The sequence below is a fragment of the Sphingomonas sp. genome, from assembly GCF_025362505.1.
Taxonomy (GTDB): Bacteria; Pseudomonadota; Alphaproteobacteria; order Sphingomonadales; family Sphingomonadaceae; genus Sphingomicrobium.
In genome coordinates, this window is record NZ_JANYGG010000138.1 from 60,107 (window position 1) to 81,199 (window position 21,093).

16 protein-coding genes and 2 pseudogenes are annotated in these 21,093 nt (G+C 63.5%); 9 read left to right on the forward strand and 9 right to left on the reverse strand.

Translation table 11 applies throughout. The features are described 5' to 3' along the window. On the reverse strand, nucleotides 1-789 hold the full coding sequence (locus tag Q0R27_RS13350) for a cyclase family protein (protein WP_293945761.1): 789 nt from the start codon (nucleotides 787-789) through the stop codon (nucleotides 1-3). A gap of 87 nt (nucleotides 790-876) precedes the next feature. Between Q0R27_RS13350 and Q0R27_RS13355 the strand changes: the two genes are divergently transcribed. Beyond that, nucleotides 877-1,368, forward strand: a complete 492-nt coding sequence (locus tag Q0R27_RS13355; protein WP_293945763.1) for a MarR family winged helix-turn-helix transcriptional regulator — start codon at nucleotides 877-879, stop codon at nucleotides 1,366-1,368. On the opposite strand, the gene Q0R27_RS13360 is transcribed toward Q0R27_RS13355, so the two are convergent. The 3 genes from Q0R27_RS13360 to Q0R27_RS13370 form a co-directional block, all read right to left on the reverse strand. Next, nucleotides 1,340-3,712 (reverse strand): FAD-dependent monooxygenase, encoded by a 2,373-nt coding sequence (locus tag Q0R27_RS13360; protein WP_293945765.1) that lies wholly within the window; start codon nucleotides 3,710-3,712, stop codon nucleotides 1,340-1,342. The genes Q0R27_RS13355 and Q0R27_RS13360 overlap by 29 nt on opposite strands. Nucleotides 3,713-3,790: 78 nt before the next feature. Then, nucleotides 3,791-4,792 carry an ornithine cyclodeaminase family protein gene (locus Q0R27_RS13365; protein WP_293945766.1) on the reverse strand — a complete coding sequence of 334 codons (1,002 nt, stop codon included), beginning with the start codon at nucleotides 4,790-4,792 and terminating at the stop codon, nucleotides 3,791-3,793. Beyond that, entirely contained in the window at nucleotides 4,789-5,934 is a 1,146-nt protein-coding gene (locus Q0R27_RS13370; protein WP_293945767.1) for an aminotransferase class V-fold PLP-dependent enzyme, read from the reverse strand. The genes Q0R27_RS13365 and Q0R27_RS13370 overlap by 4 nt, the downstream gene beginning before the upstream one ends. 35 nt (nucleotides 5,935-5,969) lie before the next feature. On the opposite strand from Q0R27_RS13370, the gene Q0R27_RS13375 reads away from it, so the two are divergent. Next, nucleotides 5,970-6,941, forward strand: a complete 972-nt coding sequence (locus Q0R27_RS13375) for a pyridoxal-phosphate dependent enzyme (RefSeq protein ID WP_293945768.1) — start codon at nucleotides 5,970-5,972, stop codon at nucleotides 6,939-6,941. Here Q0R27_RS13375 and Q0R27_RS13380 read toward each other — a convergent pair. Next, nucleotides 6,921-8,321 carry an amino acid permease gene (locus Q0R27_RS13380; protein ID WP_293945770.1) on the reverse strand — a complete coding sequence of 467 codons (1,401 nt, stop codon included), beginning with the start codon at nucleotides 8,319-8,321 and terminating at the stop codon, nucleotides 6,921-6,923. The genes Q0R27_RS13375 and Q0R27_RS13380 overlap by 21 nt on opposite strands. 177 nt (nucleotides 8,322-8,498) lie before the next feature. Here Q0R27_RS13380 and Q0R27_RS13385 point away from each other — a divergent pair, with 177 nt between their 5' ends. Genes Q0R27_RS13385 through Q0R27_RS13410 form a run of 6 tightly spaced genes read left to right on the forward strand, consistent with a single transcriptional unit; the run spans nucleotide 8,499 to nucleotide 13,793 of the window. After that, on the forward strand, nucleotides 8,499-9,305 hold the full coding sequence (locus Q0R27_RS13385; RefSeq protein WP_293945771.1) for an SDR family NAD(P)-dependent oxidoreductase: 807 nt from the start codon (nucleotides 8,499-8,501) through the stop codon (nucleotides 9,303-9,305). Further along, the gene (locus Q0R27_RS13390) at nucleotides 9,302-9,802 is read left to right on the forward strand and encodes a MarR family transcriptional regulator (protein WP_293945774.1); all 501 of its coding nucleotides are present in this window, start codon (nucleotides 9,302-9,304) and stop codon (nucleotides 9,800-9,802) included. Before Q0R27_RS13385 ends, Q0R27_RS13390 begins: the two co-directional genes overlap by 4 nt. Next, the gene (locus Q0R27_RS13395; protein WP_293945775.1) at nucleotides 9,786-10,601 is read left to right on the forward strand and encodes an enoyl-CoA hydratase family protein; all 816 of its coding nucleotides are present in this window, start codon (nucleotides 9,786-9,788) and stop codon (nucleotides 10,599-10,601) included. Before Q0R27_RS13390 ends, Q0R27_RS13395 begins: the two co-directional genes overlap by 17 nt. Continuing rightward, a complete protein-coding gene (locus Q0R27_RS13400; protein ID WP_293945776.1) occupies nucleotides 10,601-11,767 on the forward strand; it encodes an acyl-CoA dehydrogenase family protein in 1,167 nt (388 codons plus the stop codon). Before Q0R27_RS13395 ends, Q0R27_RS13400 begins: the two co-directional genes overlap by 1 nt. Further along, the gene (locus tag Q0R27_RS13405; protein ID WP_293945778.1) at nucleotides 11,764-12,174 is read left to right on the forward strand and encodes a RidA family protein; all 411 of its coding nucleotides are present in this window, start codon (nucleotides 11,764-11,766) and stop codon (nucleotides 12,172-12,174) included. Before Q0R27_RS13400 ends, Q0R27_RS13405 begins: the two co-directional genes overlap by 4 nt. Continuing rightward, nucleotides 12,174-13,793 (forward strand): AMP-binding protein, encoded by a 1,620-nt coding sequence (locus Q0R27_RS13410; RefSeq protein ID WP_293945793.1) that lies wholly within the window; start codon nucleotides 12,174-12,176, stop codon nucleotides 13,791-13,793. The genes Q0R27_RS13405 and Q0R27_RS13410 overlap by 1 nt, the downstream gene beginning before the upstream one ends. 332 nt (nucleotides 13,794-14,125) lie before the next feature. Here the strand turns inward: Q0R27_RS13410 and Q0R27_RS13415 are convergent. Continuing rightward, nucleotides 14,126-15,009 (reverse strand): annotated as a pseudogene (locus tag Q0R27_RS13415) (transposase); the annotation flags it as partial. A gap of 17 nt (nucleotides 15,010-15,026) precedes the next feature. Here Q0R27_RS13415 and Q0R27_RS13420 point away from each other — a divergent pair. Beyond that, nucleotides 15,027-15,689: pseudogene (locus tag Q0R27_RS13420) on the forward strand (DDE-type integrase/transposase/recombinase); the annotation flags it as partial. 133 nt (nucleotides 15,690-15,822) lie between these two features. Here the strand turns inward: Q0R27_RS13420 and Q0R27_RS13425 are convergent. The 3 genes from Q0R27_RS13425 to Q0R27_RS13435 all read right to left on the reverse strand — a co-directional run. After that, complete coding sequence (locus Q0R27_RS13425; protein WP_293945782.1) at nucleotides 15,823-17,316, reverse strand: tryptophan halogenase family protein; 1,494 nt, start codon at nucleotides 17,314-17,316, stop codon at nucleotides 15,823-15,825. 9 nt (nucleotides 17,317-17,325) lie between these two features. Then, a complete protein-coding gene (locus Q0R27_RS13430) occupies nucleotides 17,326-19,296 on the reverse strand; it encodes a glycoside hydrolase family 3 protein (protein WP_293945784.1) in 1,971 nt (656 codons plus the stop codon). Between the two features lie 10 nt (nucleotides 19,297-19,306). Continuing rightward, nucleotides 19,307-21,093 (reverse strand): TonB-dependent receptor (locus tag Q0R27_RS13435; RefSeq protein WP_293945786.1); only part of this gene is annotated, 1,787 nt, incomplete at its 5' end.

The window sequence follows — 21,093 nt, forward strand, 5'->3', positions numbered from 1 at the left end:
TCAGGCGGGGACCAGCGCCAGCACGCGCAGCGGACTGCCAGAGCCGCGTACGATTTTGAGCGGCGGGGCGATAACGATCGCGCCCGTCGGCGGAAGCTGGTCGAGATTGGTAAGGCTGGCCAGTCCGAACTTGTTAGCGCCATGCATCAGCGTGTGGCAGGGATAGGCAGGATCGAGAGCGAACGCCTGGCCGGCGTCGGTGCCCACTGTCTCGACCCCAACCCCGCGCACCTTGCGTTGTTCGGCGAGGAACGGGATGGTCGCCGGGTGCCAGCCGGGGGTGTGGGCACCGTCCTCGGCAAAATTGAGAAACTCCTTGGGGTCTGTGCGCTTCGACCAGTCGGTCCGGAACAGCACCCAAGCGCCCTCGGGGATCTGGCCGTGGCGCTTCTCCCACTGCTCGACATAATCGACGGTCACGAGGAAATCGGGATTCGCGGCTGCCTCGGCCGAGGCATCAATCACGCAGGCCGGACCGATGAAGCGCTCGACCGGGATCGTATCGGTCGCGTTGTTCTCGTGATCCTTGCCGGTGATGAAGTGAATCGGCGCATCGAAATGGGTCCCGGTATGCTCGCCGCACTTGAACCAGTTCCAGTACCAGGCAGGTCCGCGCTCGTCATATTCGGACAGGACCTCGATCTCGAACGGCGGGTTCTGGACGAATTCGGCGGGCAACTGGAGCACCGGCGTGGCGGGCTCGAGGGGCTGGGTGAGATCGACCACCTTGATCGCGCCGGAGACGAGCGCGAGCGCCAGTCCATTGAGTAGATCGCCGCCGTCGGTCACACGCCATTCTCCTTTAAATGATGTCTCGCCAAGCTGCCCGAATTACGTGAATTGTCAAGTGATGACAGCGGCTGCACGGAGGACTAGATGGAAGCGATGCCCTCCAAGCGCGACGCCCTTCATCGAGCCGACCCGGCCGGTCCGAACTTCAAGCTGGCCGACTCGCCGCTATATTGGCTCGCGCGGGTAGCGGGGCGCTACCGGCTCGACATGGACATGGTATTGAAGCCGATCGGGATGGATGTGCCGCGCTGGCGTGTTCTCGCGATCCTGACCGAGCATGAGCCGGCAAGCGTGACCGAACTGTGTGACCACGCCGTCATTCGCCTGTCGACGATGACCCGGATCGTCCAGCGCCTGGCCGACAGCGGGCTGGTCAGCACTCGACCGCGCGACTCGGACGGGCGGGTGACCGAGGTCAGGCTAACCGTCGCCGGACGCGACGCTGCCGTGAGCGTCCATGCGCAGGCGAGTAGGATCTTTTACCACGGCTTCGACGGCTTCTCCGCGGCAGAAGTTGCAGCCCTTAACGGCATGCTGCAGCGATTGTTTACGAATTTCGGACTGCCGCCACGCTGACCGCATCCGTGTGCTTATGGCGTGGGGATTTAGCCTTCTGCTGGAGGTCCGCCTGCTTCGCGCGCGTCTTGGCGGTTTCGCGCATCAATTGCGCGGCGCCCGACAGATAGGGTTTTGGCACGGCGACGGCGCGGGTGGCGTACCAGGCCGCGGCGCGCAGCGCGAAATTGGGGTCGGTCAGGTGGACGCGACCGAGCGCCACCAGATCAGCGCGGCGACAGGCGATGATCGTGTTGACTTGGCCTGGCTCGGTGATCGCGCCGACGCACAGGGTGCGAATGCCGACCTCGTTGCGGACGGTCTCGGAGAAGGGCACCTGATACATCCGGCCATAGACCGGCGACTGGTCGGGAACGGTCTGGCCCGATGACAGGCTGATAAGGTCGCAGCCGGCGTCCTTGAAGGCGCGCGCGATGGCGACGAGGTCGTCCTCGCCAAGCCCGCCCTCCCGCCAGTCGGTGGCAGACAGGCGGACCGACATCGGCTTGGCCTGTGGCCAAACGGCGCGCATCGCGGCAAACAACTCAAGCGGAAACCGCAAGCGGTTGTCGATCGATCCGCCAAATTCGTCCGATCGCTGATTGGTCAGCGGCGATAGGAAGCTGGCGACGAGATAGCCGTGCGCGGCGTGAAGCTCGAGCAAATCGAAGCCGGCACAATCGGCGCGTCGCGTTGCCGCCACGAAGTCGGCGACGATGGCGTTCATCCCCGCCCGGTCCAGTTCGGCTGGCGCCTGGCTTTCACCCGGCAGCCATGGCAAGTTTGAAGCAGATACGATCGGCCAGTTAAGTGCGGGGTCGGCGATCGGATGGTCCGCGGCCTCCCAGCCGAGCTGGGTCGACGCCTTGCGCCCGGCGTGACCGAGCTGAACCGCGAGCTTCGCGCCGCTGTTGGCCTTGGCGAAATCGACAATCCGTTTCCACGCCGCTTCCTGCGTTTCGTTCCACAGCCCGGGACAACCCAGCGTGATCCGCGCTTCGGGCGACGTGCAGGTCATTTCGACATACAACAAGCCCGCGCCGCCCACGGCACGGGCGCCATAATGCATCAGGTGCCAATCGCCCGGCACGCCGTCGGTCGCGAGATATTGCGCCATTGGCGCGACGACGACGCGGTTAGGGATGGTCAGACCGCGCAGCTTCAATGGCGTGAACATCGGTGTCGGACGCTCGGCGGCAACGTCGATCCCGGTCTCGGCGGCATAATTTCGGTAAAAATCATCCTCGACCGCGGCGAGAAAGGCCGGGTCGCGCAGCTCTAGATTGTCCCAAGTGATCGACTTAGCGCGCGACATGACCATCATCGCGAACTGCTGCGGCGGCATGTCCCACGAACACGCGACATGCTCGAACCAAGCGAGCGACACGGCGGCGTTGTGCTGGGTGATCTCGATCGCAGTCGCACGGTTCTCCCGATAGGCATCAAACGCAGCCGGCACGTCGTGCTCATGCTCGACCAGGGCATCGGCCAGCGCGATCGCGCTTTCCATCGCCAGCTTGGTGCCCGACCCGATCGAGAAATGAGCAGTCGCCATAGCATCACCGAGCAGCACGATACGGCCGTGGGTCCAGCGCCGGCAGCTAATCCGCGGAAAGTTTCGCCACAGCGATCGGTTGACGAGCAATGGATGACCTTCGAGATCCTCAGCGAAGATCGCCTCGAGCGCTCGCGCCGCCTGCCGCTCGTCCATCGTGTCGAAGCCATTACCGGCCCAACACTCGGGCGTTGTCTCGATCACCCAGGTCGAATGATCGCGGTCATACTGATAGCAGTGGGCGACGATGATGCCGTGCGGCGTCTCGCGGAAGAAATAGGTGAAGTCGCTCAAAGGACGGGTCGAACCCATCCAGGTGAACTTATTGCGGGTCGGGCTTATCACCGGCTCGAACGCCGCGGCGTAGGCGTCACGGATGCGGCTGTTGGTGCCGTCGGCGGCAACGATCACGTCGGACTGGGCAAAACGCTGTTCGATCGTCGCCGGGTCGATCGATACTCCATAGTGGCTTTCGACCCCGACCGCATCGGCGCGGGCCTGCAGGATTTGAAGTAACTTCAGCCGGGCGCAACCAGCGAAACCATTACCGCCGCAATGGATGTCGTGGCCCTTGTAGCGGATGCGGATGTCGTCCCAATAGGCGAAGGCATCGGCGATCATCGCGTAGGATTCTGGATCTCGGCTGAGGAATTCGCCCAGCGTCTCGTCCGAGAAGACGACACCGAAGCCGAACGTGTCGTCGGCCTGATTCTGCTCGAACAGCTCGACCTGCCAATCGGGCCGCACCTTCTTGACGAGGATGCCGAGGTAGAGACCCCCGGGGCCGCTGCCGATGATGCTGATCCGCAAGACTGGTTCCTCGAAACGTTCGCCGCGAGTATAGCCCAAACGGCAAGATGCTTCAAACCTAAAAGACTTCGTGCTCGATCAGAAGTCGACGCTCTGGCCGATGCCTCGTTCCCGCGCGCGCTGGTTGACGAGATAGGCTGCAGCGAGGTCTTGCGCGGCAATGCCGAGCGATTTGTAGAGCGTGATGTCATGCGGCGACGTGCGGCCCGCGAGGCTGCCGTTGGCGACCTCGCCAATCTCACCGAGCAAATGGTCCGAGCCGATCGCGCCGGCGTCGAGCGCGCGGCGGAACTCGCCCGCCTCATTGATCGTCGACAGCCTGAAGTCGACGAAATAGCGTGCCTTGGCAACGAGCGCGACATCCGCCTCGGCAGTGGTGACAATGCTCGACCCGACGAGATTGACGTGCGCGCCCGGGGCGACGTCATCGCCGAACAGGATCGGGTCGCGGGCTTTGCTGACGGTGCAAATGAGGTCGGCGCCGGCGACGCAGTCGCGGGCATCGGCGACCGGCTCGATCGTAAGTCCCATGTGGGCAGACTGCTTAGCGGCGAAGCGTTCCGCGCTTGCCAAATTCGGCGACCAGACGCGGACCCGGCGCAGCGGCCGTACGCATTTCATGGCCTCGAGGTGACTTGCGGCCTGTTCACCGGCGCCAAGGATGGCAAGATCGCCGGCGTCGGGGCGCGCCAGCAGGTCGGTTGCGAACGCACTGGTAGCGGCGGTGCGAATCGCGGTGATCTCGCCGGCGTCGAGCACCGCCACCGGGCGGCCGTGGGCAGTTTCGAACAGCAAGACGATCCCCAAGTGTGAGGAGAAGTTGGTTCCAACGTTGCGCGGGCTGAGGCTTACGATCTTGACACCATAGCATTCGGGATCGGCTAGAAAGCCGCCCATATTGCCCATCATGCCGATGTCGCCCGGCATCTTGACCACCGAACGGAGCGGGATTTCGGCGCGGCCTTCGGCAACCGCGATCATGGTCGTGCGCATCAGCACGATGCAGTCGGCCATCGGGAGAAGCGCGCGGACGTCGGGCCCGCGCAGGATGCGAATGTCCATCGTGGGCCGGTCGGTCACTGTGCGAAGACCTCCTTCAGCTCGCGCATTGCCGCGATGAAGGCGGCGATATCGCTTTCGTCATTATAGAAGTGGAAGGCCGCGCGCAGGTTCGAATCGCGGTGCGAGACGACGATGCCGCGCGCGGCCAGCGCGGCGTCGAGCCCTTCACTGTCGCGCGAGGGAATGGCAATCATCGCGCCGCGGCGGGCGTCGTCGCGCGGCGTGATCGCGGGCCAGCCGATCGCAGCGAGCTGATCCATGCAGGCACCAGACAGGCGGCGAACACGCTCCTCGATCGCGTCGGTGCCTACCTCGGCGATGATCGCCAGCGCAGCTTCGGCAGCATAGCAGGCGACCACCGGCGGCGAGCCCGCCTCAAACCGGCGGGCGGAAGGCGACGGGCAGTTGCTGGCGATGTTCATCGCGCCAATGTCGGCCTGGGCAAACCAGCCCGACACGGTCGGCAGCATCTGCGGCACCAGCGACCCGCGCACGTAAAGAAAGCCGATGCCGGCGGTGGCGAGCAGATATTTGTAGAGGCCACCGACCGCGAAATCGACGTCGAGCGCCTTCACGTCGACGGTCATCGAGCCAACCGACTGGTAGCAATCGAGCAGCATGAATGCGCCGCGCGAATGCGCGATGCGGGCGATCGCCGCGGCGTCGAGCCTGGCACCGTTTCGAAACCCGACGTGGGTCACCGCAACCAGTCGGGTGCGCTCGTCGATGGCGGCGGCGAAGCGCTCGGGCGAGATCCAGCCGTCGGCGTCGAGCGGCATGTGGACGACGCGCGCCCCGCGCGGTTCCTGCGCGTGCCAGATCTGCGCGTTGGTCGGGAACTCGAGATCGCTGGTAACGACCGTGTCGCGCTCGCCGCTGAAGTCGAGCGCGCTGGCGATGGCGTTGATCCCGGCGGTGGTCGAGGTCGTCACGGCAACCTCGTCGGGGTCGGCGCGCAAGATGGTCGCGAGGCCGCGCCGCACCACCTCGTTCTTGGTCACCCAAACGTCCCAGTTCGCGCCTACAGCCAGCCGGTCGTCGAGGTAGGCGGCAAAGGCAGCGCGAACGCTGTCCGCCAACGCGGCATAGGAACCGCTGTTGAGATAAGTCTTTTGGGCGAGCAGCGGAAAGCGACTGCGCAGCTCTTCAAAATCGGCCATGATCAGTCGTCCCATCACCCAAGCCGGAGCGTTTCATGTTCGCCGACGTCGAGCCGATCAGCCTTGCCGACATCCGCGTCGCGCAGCAGCGACTCGGCGGGGTTGCGGTGCGCACCCCGGTGCTGCGCTGCGACGCCGCGCCCGCCGGCCGCGAATTGTGGCTCAAACTGGAGAATCTGCAGCCGATCGGATCGTTCAAGGTGCGCCCGATCGGCAATGCCGTGCTGTCGCGCAAGCCGGCGCTGCTCGACCGCGGCATCTATACGTCGAGCTCGGGCAATAGCGCGCTCGGGGTGGCATGGATGGCGCGGCGACTGGGGATCGGGGCGACGGCCGTGGTTCCGGACAATGCGCCCGAGGCCAAGCTGGCTGGGCTTCGCCACCTTGGCGCTCACATCATCGTGCTGCCCTATGCGCAATGGTGGCAGGTGATCGAGACGGGTCATCATGAGGGCCTCGATGGTCTTTATGTCGACGCGGTGCGCGATCCCGCTGCGCTTGCCGGAGACGGGACGATCGGGCTCGAGATCGCCGAGGATGCGGGCGAACTCGACGCGGTCTTCATCCCGTTCGGCGGCGGCGGGCTGGCGAGCGGGATCGCGTGCGCGCTCAAGGCGTTGCGGCCGTCGGTCAGGATCGTGGTGTGCGAACTGGCCAGCGCACAGCCGCTCAAGGCCGCGATGGCCGCCGGGCATCCGGTGACCGTGCCAGCCGCGCCGGGCTTCGTGAGTGGGGTCGGTTATGGCGCGGTCCTGCCCGAAATGTGGCCGCTGGTGTCGGGTCTGGTCGATGAGGTGGTGACGGTGACTCTCGACCAGGTCGAGGCAGCGATCCGCGCGATGGTCAGCGCCAATCATGTTATCGCCGAAGGCGCCGGCGCGGTATCGGTCGCCGCAGCGCTGTACGGCGCGCACCGTCACCGGCGGGTCTGCGCGGTGGTATCGGGCGGCAACCTCGACCCGGCGCTGCTGGCGCGGATCGTCACGTCAGGCGGCGCGGTCGGCTGACACGGCGAGTGGCACTGCATCACGATGACGACGCTTCCACGCGAAATAAGCGAGCGTGACGACGCCGAGCCACGGCACGCCAACGATCCACGAGATGTTCCAGAATTCGGTATCGAGCCCCATCGTCACGAGGATCGCACCGAGCAACAACAGCCCCGCGATTTGCATGTAGGGGAACAGTGGCATGCGCACCGGCAACGCCGCCTTGCCATGGTGGCGACGGAAGCTCAGATGGCTGACGAGGATCGTGATCCACACGATGATCGCTCCGAACAGCGCCACGCCGAACAGATAATTATAGGCGAGCGGCGTCACGACCGAGAGCGCGGCCGCAGCGAGGATGCTTCCGCCCGAGACGAGGATCGCCGCGACGGGCGTCCCGTTGCTGCTCAACCGCCCGAGGAAAGCCGGGGCGTAAGTTCCGCGCGACAGCGAAAAGAGCATCCGCGAGCAGAGGTAAACGTTGGTATTCATGCTCGACAAAGCGGCGGTGATGACGACGAAGTTCATCATGCCGGCGGCGTGGCGAATGCCGCTATGTTCGAACACTTTGACGAACGGACTCTGGGTGATGACCTTGGCGCCGGTCTCGGTCCACGGCACGAAACTGACCACGATCGCCAACGCCAATATGTAGAACAGGAACAGGCGGAAGGCCATCGTGCGGAGTGCCGCGGGGATGGCGGTTACAGGATCCTTCGTCTCGCCCGAGGTCACCGCGATAACCTCAATCCCGTTGAACGAGAAGATGCCGATGATCACCCCCATCCACACCCCGCCAAGGCCATGGGGGAGGAAGCCGCCGGGGAGGCCGGTGAGATTTGCCGCACCGGTCGCCGGCTGGCCGATGCCGAAGATGGTCGATGCGCCGACGATGATGAACACGACGATCGCGGCGACCTTGATGAAGGCAAACCAATATTCGATCGTCCCGAAATTGCCGACCGAGCGCGAGTTAAAATAAAGCAGGATGCTGGCGAAGCCGATCGACCACATCCACACCGGTACTTCGGGAAACCAGAAGCTCATGTAGAGGCCGACGGCGACTGCCTCCCCGCCCACCGCGATGACCTGCGCCAGCCAGTAGGTGTAGCGGACCATGAAGCCGGCCCACGGGTTGAGATAAGTTTCGGCGTAGATGCCGAACGAGCCCGCGGTCGGATGGACTACCGCCATTTCCGACAGGCTGAACACCATCACCACCGCGATGAACCCGGCAATAACGTAACTTAGCAGAACGCCCGGTCCAGCATATCCGATCGCCAACCCACTCCCGAGAAACAGTCCCGTGCCGATAGCACCGCCGAGCCCGATCATCGTGATCTGGGCCTTGCTCAGCGCCTGCTGAAGGCCCTGCTCTCGATTCGTGACAGGGTCCATGTCCATCCGTTGATCTCCCCCCGGTCGGGCATTTCCCCGGGCTAATGATTTTGCTTTAAGCATAGACTTTTGCGGCATACAAAGTGATTGGCCTGGACGGCCAATGGCGTGTCAAGGCGAGGCCCATCTTGCATTCGCACCGCCAATACTTCAAGCTTAAAGTTGTTAGGAAGAGGCATGAGTTCGATCGACGGCACAGGGACGCCGCAGGCGGAGCGATCGAAACTGGCTGACGGCGCGCGCCATGCGGTCATCACCGGCGGAGGCAGCGGGATTGGTGCGGCAATTGCACGTGCGCTTGGCAGCGACGGCAATCGGGTGAGCCTCGTTGGCCGGCGCCCCGAGCCCATCGCCGACGTAGCGCGCGCAATCGGTGGCTTTGCGTTTGCCGCCGATGTCACCGACCGGCCCTCGGTCGATGCGGCGTTCGATGCCGCACGCGACGCCCACGGTCCCATCGAGATACTGATCAACTGCGCCGGTGACGCGCCTAGCGGAAAGTTTGCGAACGTCTCGATCGAGCAATGGCGCGCGACCCTGGCGGTCAATCTCGACGCGCTGTTCCATTGCACTCAGGCCGCGCTGCCCGATCTGCTAGCGGCGGCGGTCGGGCGGGTCGTGACCGTCGCCTCGACCGCCGGGCTAAAAGGCTATGGCTATGTTGCGCCCTATGTCGCCGCCAAGCATGGCGCGATCGGACTGACGCGCGCGTTGGCGGCGGAATATGCCAAGACGGCGCTGACCTTCAACGCCGTCTGCCCGGGTTTTACCGACACTGATCTCGTCACCCGCGCGGTCGCGACGATCCGCGCCTCGACCGGGCGCGACGAGGACGCGGCCCGCACCGAACTCACGCGTTACAACCCCCAACTACGACTGATCGCGCCCGAGGAGGTCGCGGCTGCGGTATTGTGGCTGTGCCGGCGTGACAGCCAGTCGATTACCGGTCAGGCCATCGCCGTGGCTGGTGGAGAAGTGATGTGAGTAAGGCTGAGTTTCGCGAGAAGCTTGACGGGGATATCAGCGGCGGGCCGGCCGATATCCGGCTGTGGCTGCGCCTGCTGAGCTGTTCGACGATCATCGAGAAGCGCCTGCGGCGCAAGCTCGCTGAGCGATCCTCGACCCTGCCTCGGTTCGACGTAATGGCGGCGCTCGTACGTTATCCCGAAGGACTGACCATGTCCGCCTTGTCGCGCCAGCTGTTCGTGTCCAACGGCAATATCACGCACCTCGTACGCTGGCTCGTCAAGGAGGACCTCGTCGCGATCGAGCAGTGCAGTCGCGACGGCCGTTCCACCATCACTCGCCTGACGCCCAAGGGTGCCGACACGTTCGCGGTCCTGTCGCGCGAGCATCATCAGTGGGTCGAAGCGATGTTCGCCGGCCTCGGCACCGACGACAAGGAGGGACTTTTCGTCTCGCTGGGCAAGCTGCGCGCTTCCGTCGAAGAATCGAGCGAGGAGAATGTTCGTGCAGCCTGAAGCTTTCTCGCCGAACCACTTTGGCTGGACGTTTTGCGACGGCGTGGCGACGGTCACGCTTGATCGACCGGAGCGCAAGAATCCGCTGACCTTCGACAGCTATGGAGAGCTTCGGGACCTGTTTCGCGCACTTGCCTTCACTTCGTCGGTCAAGGCGGTAGTCATCTCCGGGGCGGGCGGAAACTTTAGTTCGGGCGGCGACGTGCACGAGATTATCGGCCCGCTGACGCGCATGGCCATGCCCGAACTGATCGCGTTCACCCGCATGACCGGCGACGTCGTCAAGGCGATGCGCGCCTGCCCGCAGCCGATCGTCGCGGCGATCGACGGGGTCTGCGCCGGCGCCGGAGCGATCCTCGCCATGGCCTCGGACCTGCGCCTCGCCACCCCGCGCGCGCGAACGGCCTTCCTGTTCACTCGAGTCGGGCTTGCCGGCTGCGATATGGGGGCGTGCGCGATCCTGCCGCGGCTGATCGGGCAGGGCCGCGCCGCGGACCTGCTATTCACTGGCCGCGTGATGACCGCCGACGAAGGCGAGCGGTGGGGCTTCCACAATCGCCTCGTAGAGCCCGACGCGCTCGACGGTGAGGCGCTGGCTTTGGCTCGATCGCTTGCCGCCGGACCGACCTTCGCACACGGCATGACCAAGACGATGCTCAACACAGAGTGGAACGTCAGCCTGGAAACCGCGATCGAAATGGAGGCGCAGGCCCAGGCGATCTGCATGGCAACCAATGATTTCCGCCGGGCGTTTGAGGCATTCGCCGCCAAGCGCTCGCCGGTATTCGAGGGTAATTGATGGCCGACACCAGCTTCCTCGAGTGGCCGTTCCTCGACAATCGCCACCGCGCTCTGGGCCGCGAGCTCGATGCGTGGTGTGCAAGCGAGCTCGACCATCACGAGGTCGACGACGTCGATGCCGCCTGCCGCGCGCTGGTCGCCAAGCTGGGCGCAGCGGGGTGGCTGCGCTACGCCGTGCCTGCCGAATATGGGGGGGTCGACGACATGCTCGACGTTCGCTCGCTGTCTCTGATTCGCGAGACGCTTGCGCGCCACTCGGGCCTCGCCGACTTCGTCTTCGCCATGCAGGGCCTCGGGTCGGGCACGATCAGCCTCTTCGGGAGTCCCGAGCAGAAGGAGCGCTACCTGCCGGCGGTCGCGCGCGGCGAGAAAATCGCCGCCTTTGCACTGACCGAGCCGAATGCTGGAAGCGACGTCGCGGCGTGCGAGACGAGCGCGACCGAAAGCGACGGCGGCTACCGCATTAAAGGCGCCAAGACCTACATCTCCAACGGCGGCATTGCCGATTATTACATTGTATTCGCGCGCACCGGCGAGGCGCCCGGGGCGCGCGGCCTGTCGAGCTTCATCGTCGATGCCGACACGCCCGGACTTTCGATCGCCGAGCGCCTGCGCGTGATTGCCCCGCACCCTCTTGCCCGGATCGAATTCGATGGCGCCCGGGTCGGCAGCGACGCGCTGCTCGGAACGCGCGGCGAGGGCTTTCGACAGGCGATGGCGACGCTCGACGTCTTCCGCACGACGGTTGGCGCGGCCGCGCTCGGCTTCGCCCGCCGGGCGCTCGACGAGGCAACCTCGCGCGTGCTCGGGCGAAAACTCAGTGGCACCCTGCTGTCCGACAATGCCGTCGTCCAGGCGCAACTCGCCGAGATGGTGCTGGCGGTCGATAGCGCGGCGCTGCTGATCTATCGCGCCGGTTGGGTACGCGACGTGCAGGGTCGCCGGAACACGCGCGAGGCGGCACTCGCCAAGCTTCACGCGACCGAGGGGGCGCAGCGAGTCATAGACCAGGCCGTGCAACTTTTTGGCGGGGCCGGCGTGACCCATGGCGTAATCGTCGAATCGCTCTACCGCGAAGTCCGCGCACTGCGCATCTACGAAGGAGCGTCCGAAGTGCAGCGTATGGTCATCGCCCGTCAGCATCTTGCCGAGGCACGATTATGAGCGTCCATCGCAGCCTCCTGCCGCCGGGTTGGCCACGGCCGCGCGGCTACGCGAACGGGGTGGCGGCGCGGGGCCTGACGGTGTTCACCGGCGGGCTCGTCGGCTGGAACCAGGCGGAGGAATTCGCTCCGGGCGGGATCGCCGGTCAGTTCCACCAGATTCTGATCAATCTCCTCGCTGTCCTCGCCGAAGCGGGCGCCGGGCCCGAGCATCTCGTGCGCATGACGTGGTACGTGGTCGACGTCGACGCCTATCGCGCCGAACTACCCGTGATCGGCGCCGCCTATCGTGAGCTCCTCGGCCGAAATTTTCCGGCGATGGCGGTCGTCCAGGTGGTCGCACTGGTCGAACCCGACGCATTGATTGAGATCGAGGCGACTGCGGTCGTCCCGGACGTCAACGAGTGATGTCCGGGCCGTACGACAGCTTCGTCCGCGACGCTCTTCCACCGGCCAGCCTGCAACCCGACTTTCTCTTCGATCTGCCCCAACATGCCTATCCCGAGCAGCTTAACGCCGCCGCCGAACTCGTCGACCGCGCGGTGGCCGAGGGCGACGGCGAGCGGATCGCGATACGAAATGCGCTGGGCGTGACTAGTTATGCCGAGCTTGCCGACCGCTCGGGCCGGATCGCACGGCTGCTTTCCGAGCGCGAAGGCCTGGTGCCGGGCAATCGAGTCCTGCTCTTCGGTGCTAATGGCGCGATGCTATTCGCCGCTTGGCTCGGCATCCTCAAGACGGGCGGGGTCGCGGTAACGCTGATGCCGCTGCTGCGCGCCGGTGAAATCGCAACGATCCTCGCCAAGGCCGAGGTCGACCATGCGATCGTCGACGCACGGTTTCGCGGCGAGGTCGAAGTGGCGGCGCGAGAGAGCGGCCGGCCGCTGCGCATCCTGACCTTCGATGGCGACCGCGGAGGCGGCGACATCGAACGGCAGATCGAAGCGCTCGCGCCGCTGGCGGCGGTCGAGACTGGCCGTGACGATCCGGCAATCATCGCCTTCACCTCAGGCACTACCGGCGCGCCGAAGGGCTGCATCCAATTCCACCGCGACATTCTCATCCCCGCCGACGGCTATGCCCGCCAGCTGCTTGGTCTCACGCGCGATGATGTCGTTGCCTCCTCGGCGCCGATCGCCTTCACCTTCGGGCTGGGCGCGCAGCTGATCTTTCCGTTGCGCGCCCGCGCAACCGCGCTGACGCTGGAGACTGGCTCGCCCGCGGCCCTGCTCGAGGCGATCGAGCGCGACCGGGTGACCGCCCTGTTCACCGCGCCGACCGCTTACAAGGAAATGCTGGCAACGCTCGAACCGGCGCGGCTGGCCTCGCTTCGCCTGTGCGTATCGGCGGGCGAGCACCTTCCCGCCGCGACGTGGCAACAGTGGCGCGATGCGACTGGCCTGGCGCTCGTCGACGGCATCGGCGCGACCGAGATGATGCACGTTTTCATCTCCGCCACCGGCGCCGACATACGCCCTGGCGCGACCGGGCGGATAGTCGCGGGCTATCACGGCTGCGTGCTCGATGCGGCTGGCGTGCCACAGTCGCACGGCATTGGGCGGCTGGCGATCAGGGGCCCGACCGGTTGCCGTTACCTCGCCGATCCGCGCCAGGCGGCTTATGTCCTTGATGGCTGGAACGTCACCGGAGACACTTATCGCCTCGATGAAGACGGCTATTACTGGTTCGTAGCGCGTTCCGACGACATGATCGTCTCGTCGGGCTATAATATTGGCCCGCCCGAGGTCGAAAATGCGCTTCTCACGCATCCTGCGGTTGTCGAATGTGCGGTGGTCGGTGCTCCCTGCCCCCGCCGCAACCAGCTGGTTAAGGCGTTCGTCGTAACGAACGCCGTGCCGGACGAGGCCCTTGCCACGGCTTTGAAGGAACATGTCAAGGCGACCATCGCGCCCTATAAATTCCCGCGCGAAATCGTCTTTGTCGACGCCCTGCCGAAAACCCTTACCGGGAAGCTACAGCGCCGGACGCTGCACGACTATGGCAACGACGTTGTGAACGCGCGTTGAGGTGGACTAAGCTTTGGGTTCCGACTGGCACCTCGCCCAGGCCAACGCCGGAAATCTGCCCGAATATTAGCGTGTTGGGAGGTGGCGCGATCGCTTCCGGTCAGGAGCATGCCTGCTGGGCACGAGCCGCATTGTCGTCCGATCGGACGATATGATTGGCGTGTCGGGGTGCAGGACGGAACGTCGACGGCTTCGGTGATGGTGATCAGGGCGCGCGGGATCGTTGCCCGAAGCGTAATGGTTCGGGCGGGTGACGAGGCTGGGCCATGCCCGGTCATGGCACGATCTCCCGGGTCGGAGATATGTCGGGCGGCGGGTGCGCAGGGCTGGCGCTATCGCTCGAACGTCTCGATAATGACCATGTGCCCGCCGCAGCACGGGCAAGGCGGACGGAGGTCGCCCGGTTCCTCCATCACATTGTCATCGGGCAGCGGAGCGACGCTCAGCAGTTTGCAGACGAGCGACAGACTGGCTTTGCGGGAGGAGCCGGCGAGCAGCCCATGATGGCGGATGCGGTGGAAGCCGCGCGGCAGGACGTGGGGCAGGAAGCGACGGATGAACTCGTCGGCGGCGAGCGTCATGAACTGCTGGCGCTCGGGGCCGCTACGGCGGTAATCCTTTTAACGGAAGGTGACGCCGTCCTCATCGAACCGGATGAGGCGGTGCTCCAGATCGTGCCCCGGTGGGTGTAGCGCGACTGATAGGCCAGCACGGCCTCGGGTCCGGCGAATGGTTGCTTGGCATAGACCACCCAGCGCCTCTTTCGGACCAGCGACAGGTGCCGCAGGAACGCGCGCCGGTCGGCCAGATGGGCAAGGCTTCCGAAAAAGGCGAGCCGTCCGGCCTCGTGCAGCGCGACCAGCCGAGTCGGGAACAGGTGGCGGAACAGCTTGCCCAGCACCCGGACGGGCAGCAGGAACGCCGGGCGCGACGATATCCAGCGGCTCCCGTCAGGCGCGATACCGCCGCCCGGCACGATCATGTGGACGTGCGGATGATGCGTCAGCGCCGAGCCCCATGTGTGCAGCACGGTGGTGATGCCGATCCGGACGCCGAGGTGCTTGCGATCGGCCGCGATCGTCAGCATCGTCTCCGACGCCGCGTTGAACAGCAGGTCATAGACCAGCACCTTGTTATGGAGGGCGATGTCGGCGACCTCTGCCGGCAGCGTGAAGACGACATGGAAGTAGCCGACTGGCAGCAGGTCGGCCTCGCGTGTCGCGAGCTAGGTGCCGCCTGCTGAAGGCGCATGACCTGATTACCAGTCCGGCCTATGTCGTGATCAAGTCGGCGGATCGCTTCCATACTCAGACCACCCGCCCAAACGAGATGTGGCAGACCGACTTCACCTACTTCAAGATCATCGGGTGGGGCTGGATGTATCTGTCGACCGTACTCGACGACTTCTCACGCTACATCATCGCCTGGAAGCTGTGCTCCACCATGCGGACCGAGGACGTCACCGATACGCTGGACCTGGCACCGGCGGCGTCGGGCTGCGACCATGCCCATGTCCACCACAGGCCCCGACTGCTCAACGACAATGACCCAAACTATATCGCGGGCGAACTGGCCGATTACATCGAAGCGAGAGCCATGAGCCATGTGCGCGGCGCGACTTATCATCCGCGGACTCAGGGCAAGATCGAGCGCTGGCACCAGACCCTGAAGAACCGAATCCTGCTCGAAAACTACTTCCTGCCCGGTGATCTCGAAGGCCAGATCGAGGCGTTCGTCGAGCATTACAACCACCGGCGGTATCACGAGAGCCTGAACAATGTGACGCCTGCCGACGCCTACTTCGGGAGAGCCCAGACCATCATAAAACAGCGCGAAAGGATCAAACGACAGACCATCGAACATCGGCGCTTGCAGCACCGCAAGCTCGCCGCCTAATATCAACCCCCAGACGAGGCCGACACTCCGCTAATCTACGCCGCCAGTTGCGCCAAATGTTCTGACGACGGATCCCTGTGTGTTGATTGTCGCTGAGAGTTGACCCGGGATTTTCATCGAGAGGTGAGGCATATCATGCTATCTGCTCGGCTTGGCAGTATTTGCGCACGTATTCATCGTGCGAGGGCATTATATCGACGCATCGGTCGATGGTCGCCGCGATGTTACTGAGGAACTGCTCGATCTGCGGGTCACTCTTGATCCCAACCAGCGGGTCATAGGCGCGCGGCACGATCCCTTGGCCGAGGAACACTTCGATCCAGCTTTCCTCGCTGAACAATTCGTCGTTCTCGCGGAAGATCCGGCCATTCGAGCACCACAGGTCGATCTTGGCCTTGAGCGTCGCTGGCAGCTCCATTTCACGGCAATGTTTCCATAAGTCGCCAGTGCGCTGGTTCGCCCAGTAATGGAGGATGATGAAGTCGCGCACGCGCTCCCACTCGAAGTCGGCCTGACGATTGTATTCGTCGATCGTCGATTGGTCGTTCGTGCCGTCGGGAAACAGCCGCACAAGCCGGATCGCCGCCGATTGAACGAGGTGAATGCTCGTGGATTCGAGCGGCTCAAGGAAACCTGCCGAAAGGCCGATCGCGACGCAATTGCGGTTCCACATCTTGCGCCGTTTGCCGGTGGTGAACCTCAGCTTGTTGGGATCGGCGAGCTGTTCGCCGTCGAGGTTGGCGAGAAGCAGCGCCTCGGCGGCGTCATCGTCGACATGCTTGCTGGAGTATACGAGGCCGTTACCGGTGCGGTGCTGGAGCGGGATCCGCCACTGCCAGCCAGCATCGCGGGCGGTCGCGCGGGTGTAGGGAGTCAGCGGCGCGACGCGCGTGCACGGGACCGCCATCGCGCGGTCGCACGGAAGCCAGTGCGTCCAGTCCTCATATTCAGTCTTGAGCGTCTGGCCGATAAGCAAGCCGCGGAAGCCGGAGCAGTCGATAAAGAAGTCGGCCTCGACTACGCGGTCGCCTTCGAGTGTAACGGCGGCAATATCGCCTGTCTCATGCAGGCCAACGTCGACGATCTTGCCTTCGGTGCGTCGGACACCGTGCTGCTCTGCGAGACTCCGCAGATATTTCGCGTAGAGCGCGGCGTCAAACTGGAAGGCGTGAGCGACCTGCCCAATCGGCGAATCCGCCATTTCGGCACGCGAATGCATGAACTTGTTGGCGAGCGCTGCAGCGGTATTGATCGAATAATTGGCAAAGTCCTTGGCTCGCCCGCGTTGGCTCGCGTGCAGCCAATAATGGTGGCAGCGCAGCCAATCCCAGTCCTGTCCGATGACTCCGAAACCGTGGATGTAGCTGTGGCCCGGCTTCCACCAATCGACGAACTGGACGCCGAGCTTGAAAGTGGCCTGGGTGCGCTTCATGAACTCGGCTTCGTCGAGCTGCACCAGCTCGTTGTATTTCTTGATCGCCGGGATGGTGGCTTCGCCGACGCCGACCGTGCCGATCGCTTCACTTTCGACCAACTCGATATCGTACAACCCTTGAAACAATTTCCCGAAAAGCGCCGCAGTCATCCAACCGGCAGTGCCACCGCCAACGATAAGAATCTTCTTCATGAAATCCGGTTACCGGCTTTCGGGCGGGCAGGTCAATTTAGGTACCGTTTCGGGCAATTGGCCAACCTTTGACGATCGGGACAGCGACAGGCCATACCCGCGGCGGAATTGAATTCCGCCGTGCTGCGGTAAGCAGTCGCCCGCAGGCCAATCGAACGACAGGCGTCCATGGAAATCGTAGCCCGCCCGGCCATCGTTACCGGCGAGAAGAACGTCGGTCAGACCCAATCCCTCAGTTCCCGGTAACCAGGCCGTGATAAACGCATCTGATCGATTGATCAGATCGTTCGCCGCAACCGGACGACCCGAATAGAGGACCGTCACGACAGGCACGCCCTTGCCTCTCACTCGCTCAAGCGTCGCGAGGTCTTGAGGATAACGGCTGGTGTGGCGCATCGACGCGGGAAAGCTGATGTCGCCCTTGCCCTCCGCATAGGGCTCCTCGGCGGCGACCATGACGACGGCGCTGTAGGCGCGCACATCGACACCCCTGCCGTCCAGACTGTAGTCGACTTTGCCAGCACCGAGTGTCTGTCGAAACGCCGACAAGAGCGTGTCGGCATAGGGATAGTCCGACGTGCTCGTCTGATCGCCTTGCCAGGTCAGCGACCAGCCCCCCGTCTGCATTGGAATGCTTTCCGCGCCCTTACCGACGACAAGGATTTTTCCCGAGCGACGGAGCGGAAGAACGCCATGGTTATTCTTAAAGAGAACCAGTGATTTTCGAACCGCATCGCGGGCAAGAGAGCGGATCTCGGGGGAATGGATTACCGCTGCATCCGGACGAGGGCCCGTGGCTGGCGACGCGTTAAAGAGACCCGCCGCAATCTTGACCCGGATAATCCTCGAGACGGCATCGTCCACACGGCTCATAGAGATTCGCCCCGCGCGGACATCCGCAATTGTCGCCACTATAAACTTCTTCCAGTCGTCGGGAACCATGAAGAGATCGATGCCGGCATTGACCGCCTGAAAACATTGCCAATTTGTGCAGCCCGGCACTTGGCCGACGGCGTTCCAGTCGCTGACGACAAGGCCGTTGAAGCCAAGGCGCTTCTTGAGCACGTCGCCGACCAGATGGGCGTTGCTGTGCATCTTGCCCCAGCTTTTGCCGCTCGTCGTGTCGGTAAAGCTTGAATAGCTGACCATCACCGTTTGGACATTGGCGCTGAGCGCTCCGTAATACCCCGCGGCGTGGGTGCGAGCGAGGTTCGCCTCGCTAGTGCGGGTCTCGCCCTGGTCTACACCGTGAAAAGTACCCCCGTCGCCAAGCCAGTGCTTGGCGGTCGCGAGCACCGAGGTTGACGTTCCGAGCTGCCCTTGAAGTCCGCTCACCATAGCGTGGGCATAAGCGCGCACTTGAGACGGATCAGAACTATAACTCTCGTAGGTCCGGCCCCAACGGGGGTTTTGGACAACCGCCAAAGTAGGAGCGAAAGCCCAAGTGATTCCCGTTGCGCGCACCTGGCTTGCGGTAGCTCGCCCGATCTTTTCTATCAGCTCGGGATCGTGCGCTGCGCCTAGCCCAATATTGTGCGGAAAGAGCGTTGCCCCGAAGACGTTGTTGTGTCCGTGAACGGCATCCGTTCCCCAGATTACAGGTACCTTAACCTTCATGTCGGTCGCCATCGAGGCGCGGTAAAAAGCGTCGGACAGCTTTAGCCAATCGGCGACGCTCGAATGCATATTCATCGATGGCCAGGCGCCGCCGCCATTCAGGATCGAACCGATATAATATTTGCGCACGTCGTCTGGACTAACCGAGCGGATGTCGGGTTGGGTCATCTGCCCGACCTTTTGCTCGAGCGTCATGCCGTCTACCATCGAGCGCACGCGGGCCTCCAGAGCCGCGTCCGGCGCGACTGCTAGAGCCGGCTTCCGCCAAATCTCCGCCGTCAGCGGGGTCGAGATAAGCACCGTGCTCGCAAGCCACAGGAAAGCCTTGGACCGGGGACACCGAACCGCTTTGATCACATCCATCTGAGCCTGCCTAGAAGTGATAACTAGCGCCGAGCAGCCACGATCGTCCGTATTTCTCGAAGGCCTCTAAAGTTTTCGTCCCGTTCACGTCATAGTAGGTCCGGTACGGCGAGTTCAGAACATTACCAGCTTGGAGCAACAGGCCGAGCCCGTTTAAACTGGAGCCGGGCTGGAAGGTGTACCCGACCTGTGCATCCATCTGGCTGTCCGGACCAATGAGCGGGAAGCCCAAGTTGGAGAACAGCGAGACGACTTCGCCCTTGAAGGCGGCCCGATGCCGGTACGATACGCGCGCCTGGAAGCCGTTCTTCTCATAATAACCGGTGGCGTCGTAGACCCATTTCGAGAAGCCTGGGAGCACGCTGCCGACACCGTTCGCCGCCGCCTGTTTGAGCTTGTAGGTCGTGTAGGACACGCTGCCTGTAGCGCCGAAACCGTCGAGAACATGGCTCAGCCTTCCGAACTCGAACGCGCCGCTAACCTCGGCCCCGCGGATATAGCCGCCTTGACCATTTGCGGGACCGGAGAGACTGCCGAGATTGCTTATCGTACAGCCGCCACATTCACTTTGAAGGGCGGCCAGATCACCTGGCGGGGGCGTTATACCAGTGAAGTCGACGGCAATCGGCTGCGTATAGATGTAATTGTCAAGCTTCATGTAGAATGCTTGGGCCGAGAAATAGCTCGCCTTGCCACCATACCATTCGTAGCCGACGTCCACTTCTTTGGCCCGCCACGGTTCAAGCTTAGGGTTGCCGCCGCTCGCCGAAAAGGGATTGACAGTGACGCCGGGCCCGCACGGTTGCAAAGGCGGCTGACGGTTGTGGCAAAGGCCGCCGTTATAGGAAGGAACCAGGTTGGCGCGCAGGTCGTCCATGCGCGGGCGCGCCATAACCTTGGCAGCAGCGAAGCGGATCCGGTTGTGGCTGTTGATGTCGTAAAATAGGTTCAGGCTTGGCAGGACGTCGGTATATTTTGCGCCATCGGTGACATCCAGCAGCTGGATTGGCGATACCGTCGTGTTGATGCGCAGGCCCGAGGATTCCTGCTTCTGGCGCACTACCTGGACGCCGATATTCCCGTGAAGGTCGCCGGCATGGATATTCGCCTTCGCCTTGAACGTGACGATGTCTTCCTTGATGTCGTAGGACTTGTCGAAATGGTTTGCATCCTGCAGCTGAATGACGTCATAATAACGGCCGCTGTCGACCAGTCCGGGGACGTTGACGCCCAGAACATCCATGTTGCCCGAGAAACCAAGTGATGTCGGGCCAGTGAGGAACTCCGGACCGATGAGACTTTGCAGGCGCCCGTCCTTCAGCTCGAGATCGAGCTCGGAAACCGTCTTGTCCTTGTGGCGGTGGGTATAGTCGACGCCCGCCTCGGCGCTGGTGAAGATGTTTCCGATCCCCGAGCCTTCGAAGTCCTGCCGAAGCGTGAGATCGCCGGAGGCCAGCCTCTCCTTGACGTGGGGCGATTTCATATGCCCGTCGTGACCATAACCGTTCCACGCCGCGCGGTCGCCAAGCGAGACTTTGCTCGCATCTGCATAATTGAGCGTGAAATTCGTATCGTGGAGGAAATCATTGAACGGAATACTCCGGTCGTAATTGTCGAACACCCGTCCGGTGGGAGTCCTTCCGTCTGACGAGCTCGGACGGCTGCAGCATCCGTAACCGCCGAAAATTTCGATGTCCGTTTCGTCGCGTTTGTTCGACGAATAGGACAGGTCGGCGAGCAAATGTGTATGCTCGGCGAGGCGGAAATCGTTGTTGAGGCCGACCGAAAAAAGATGAT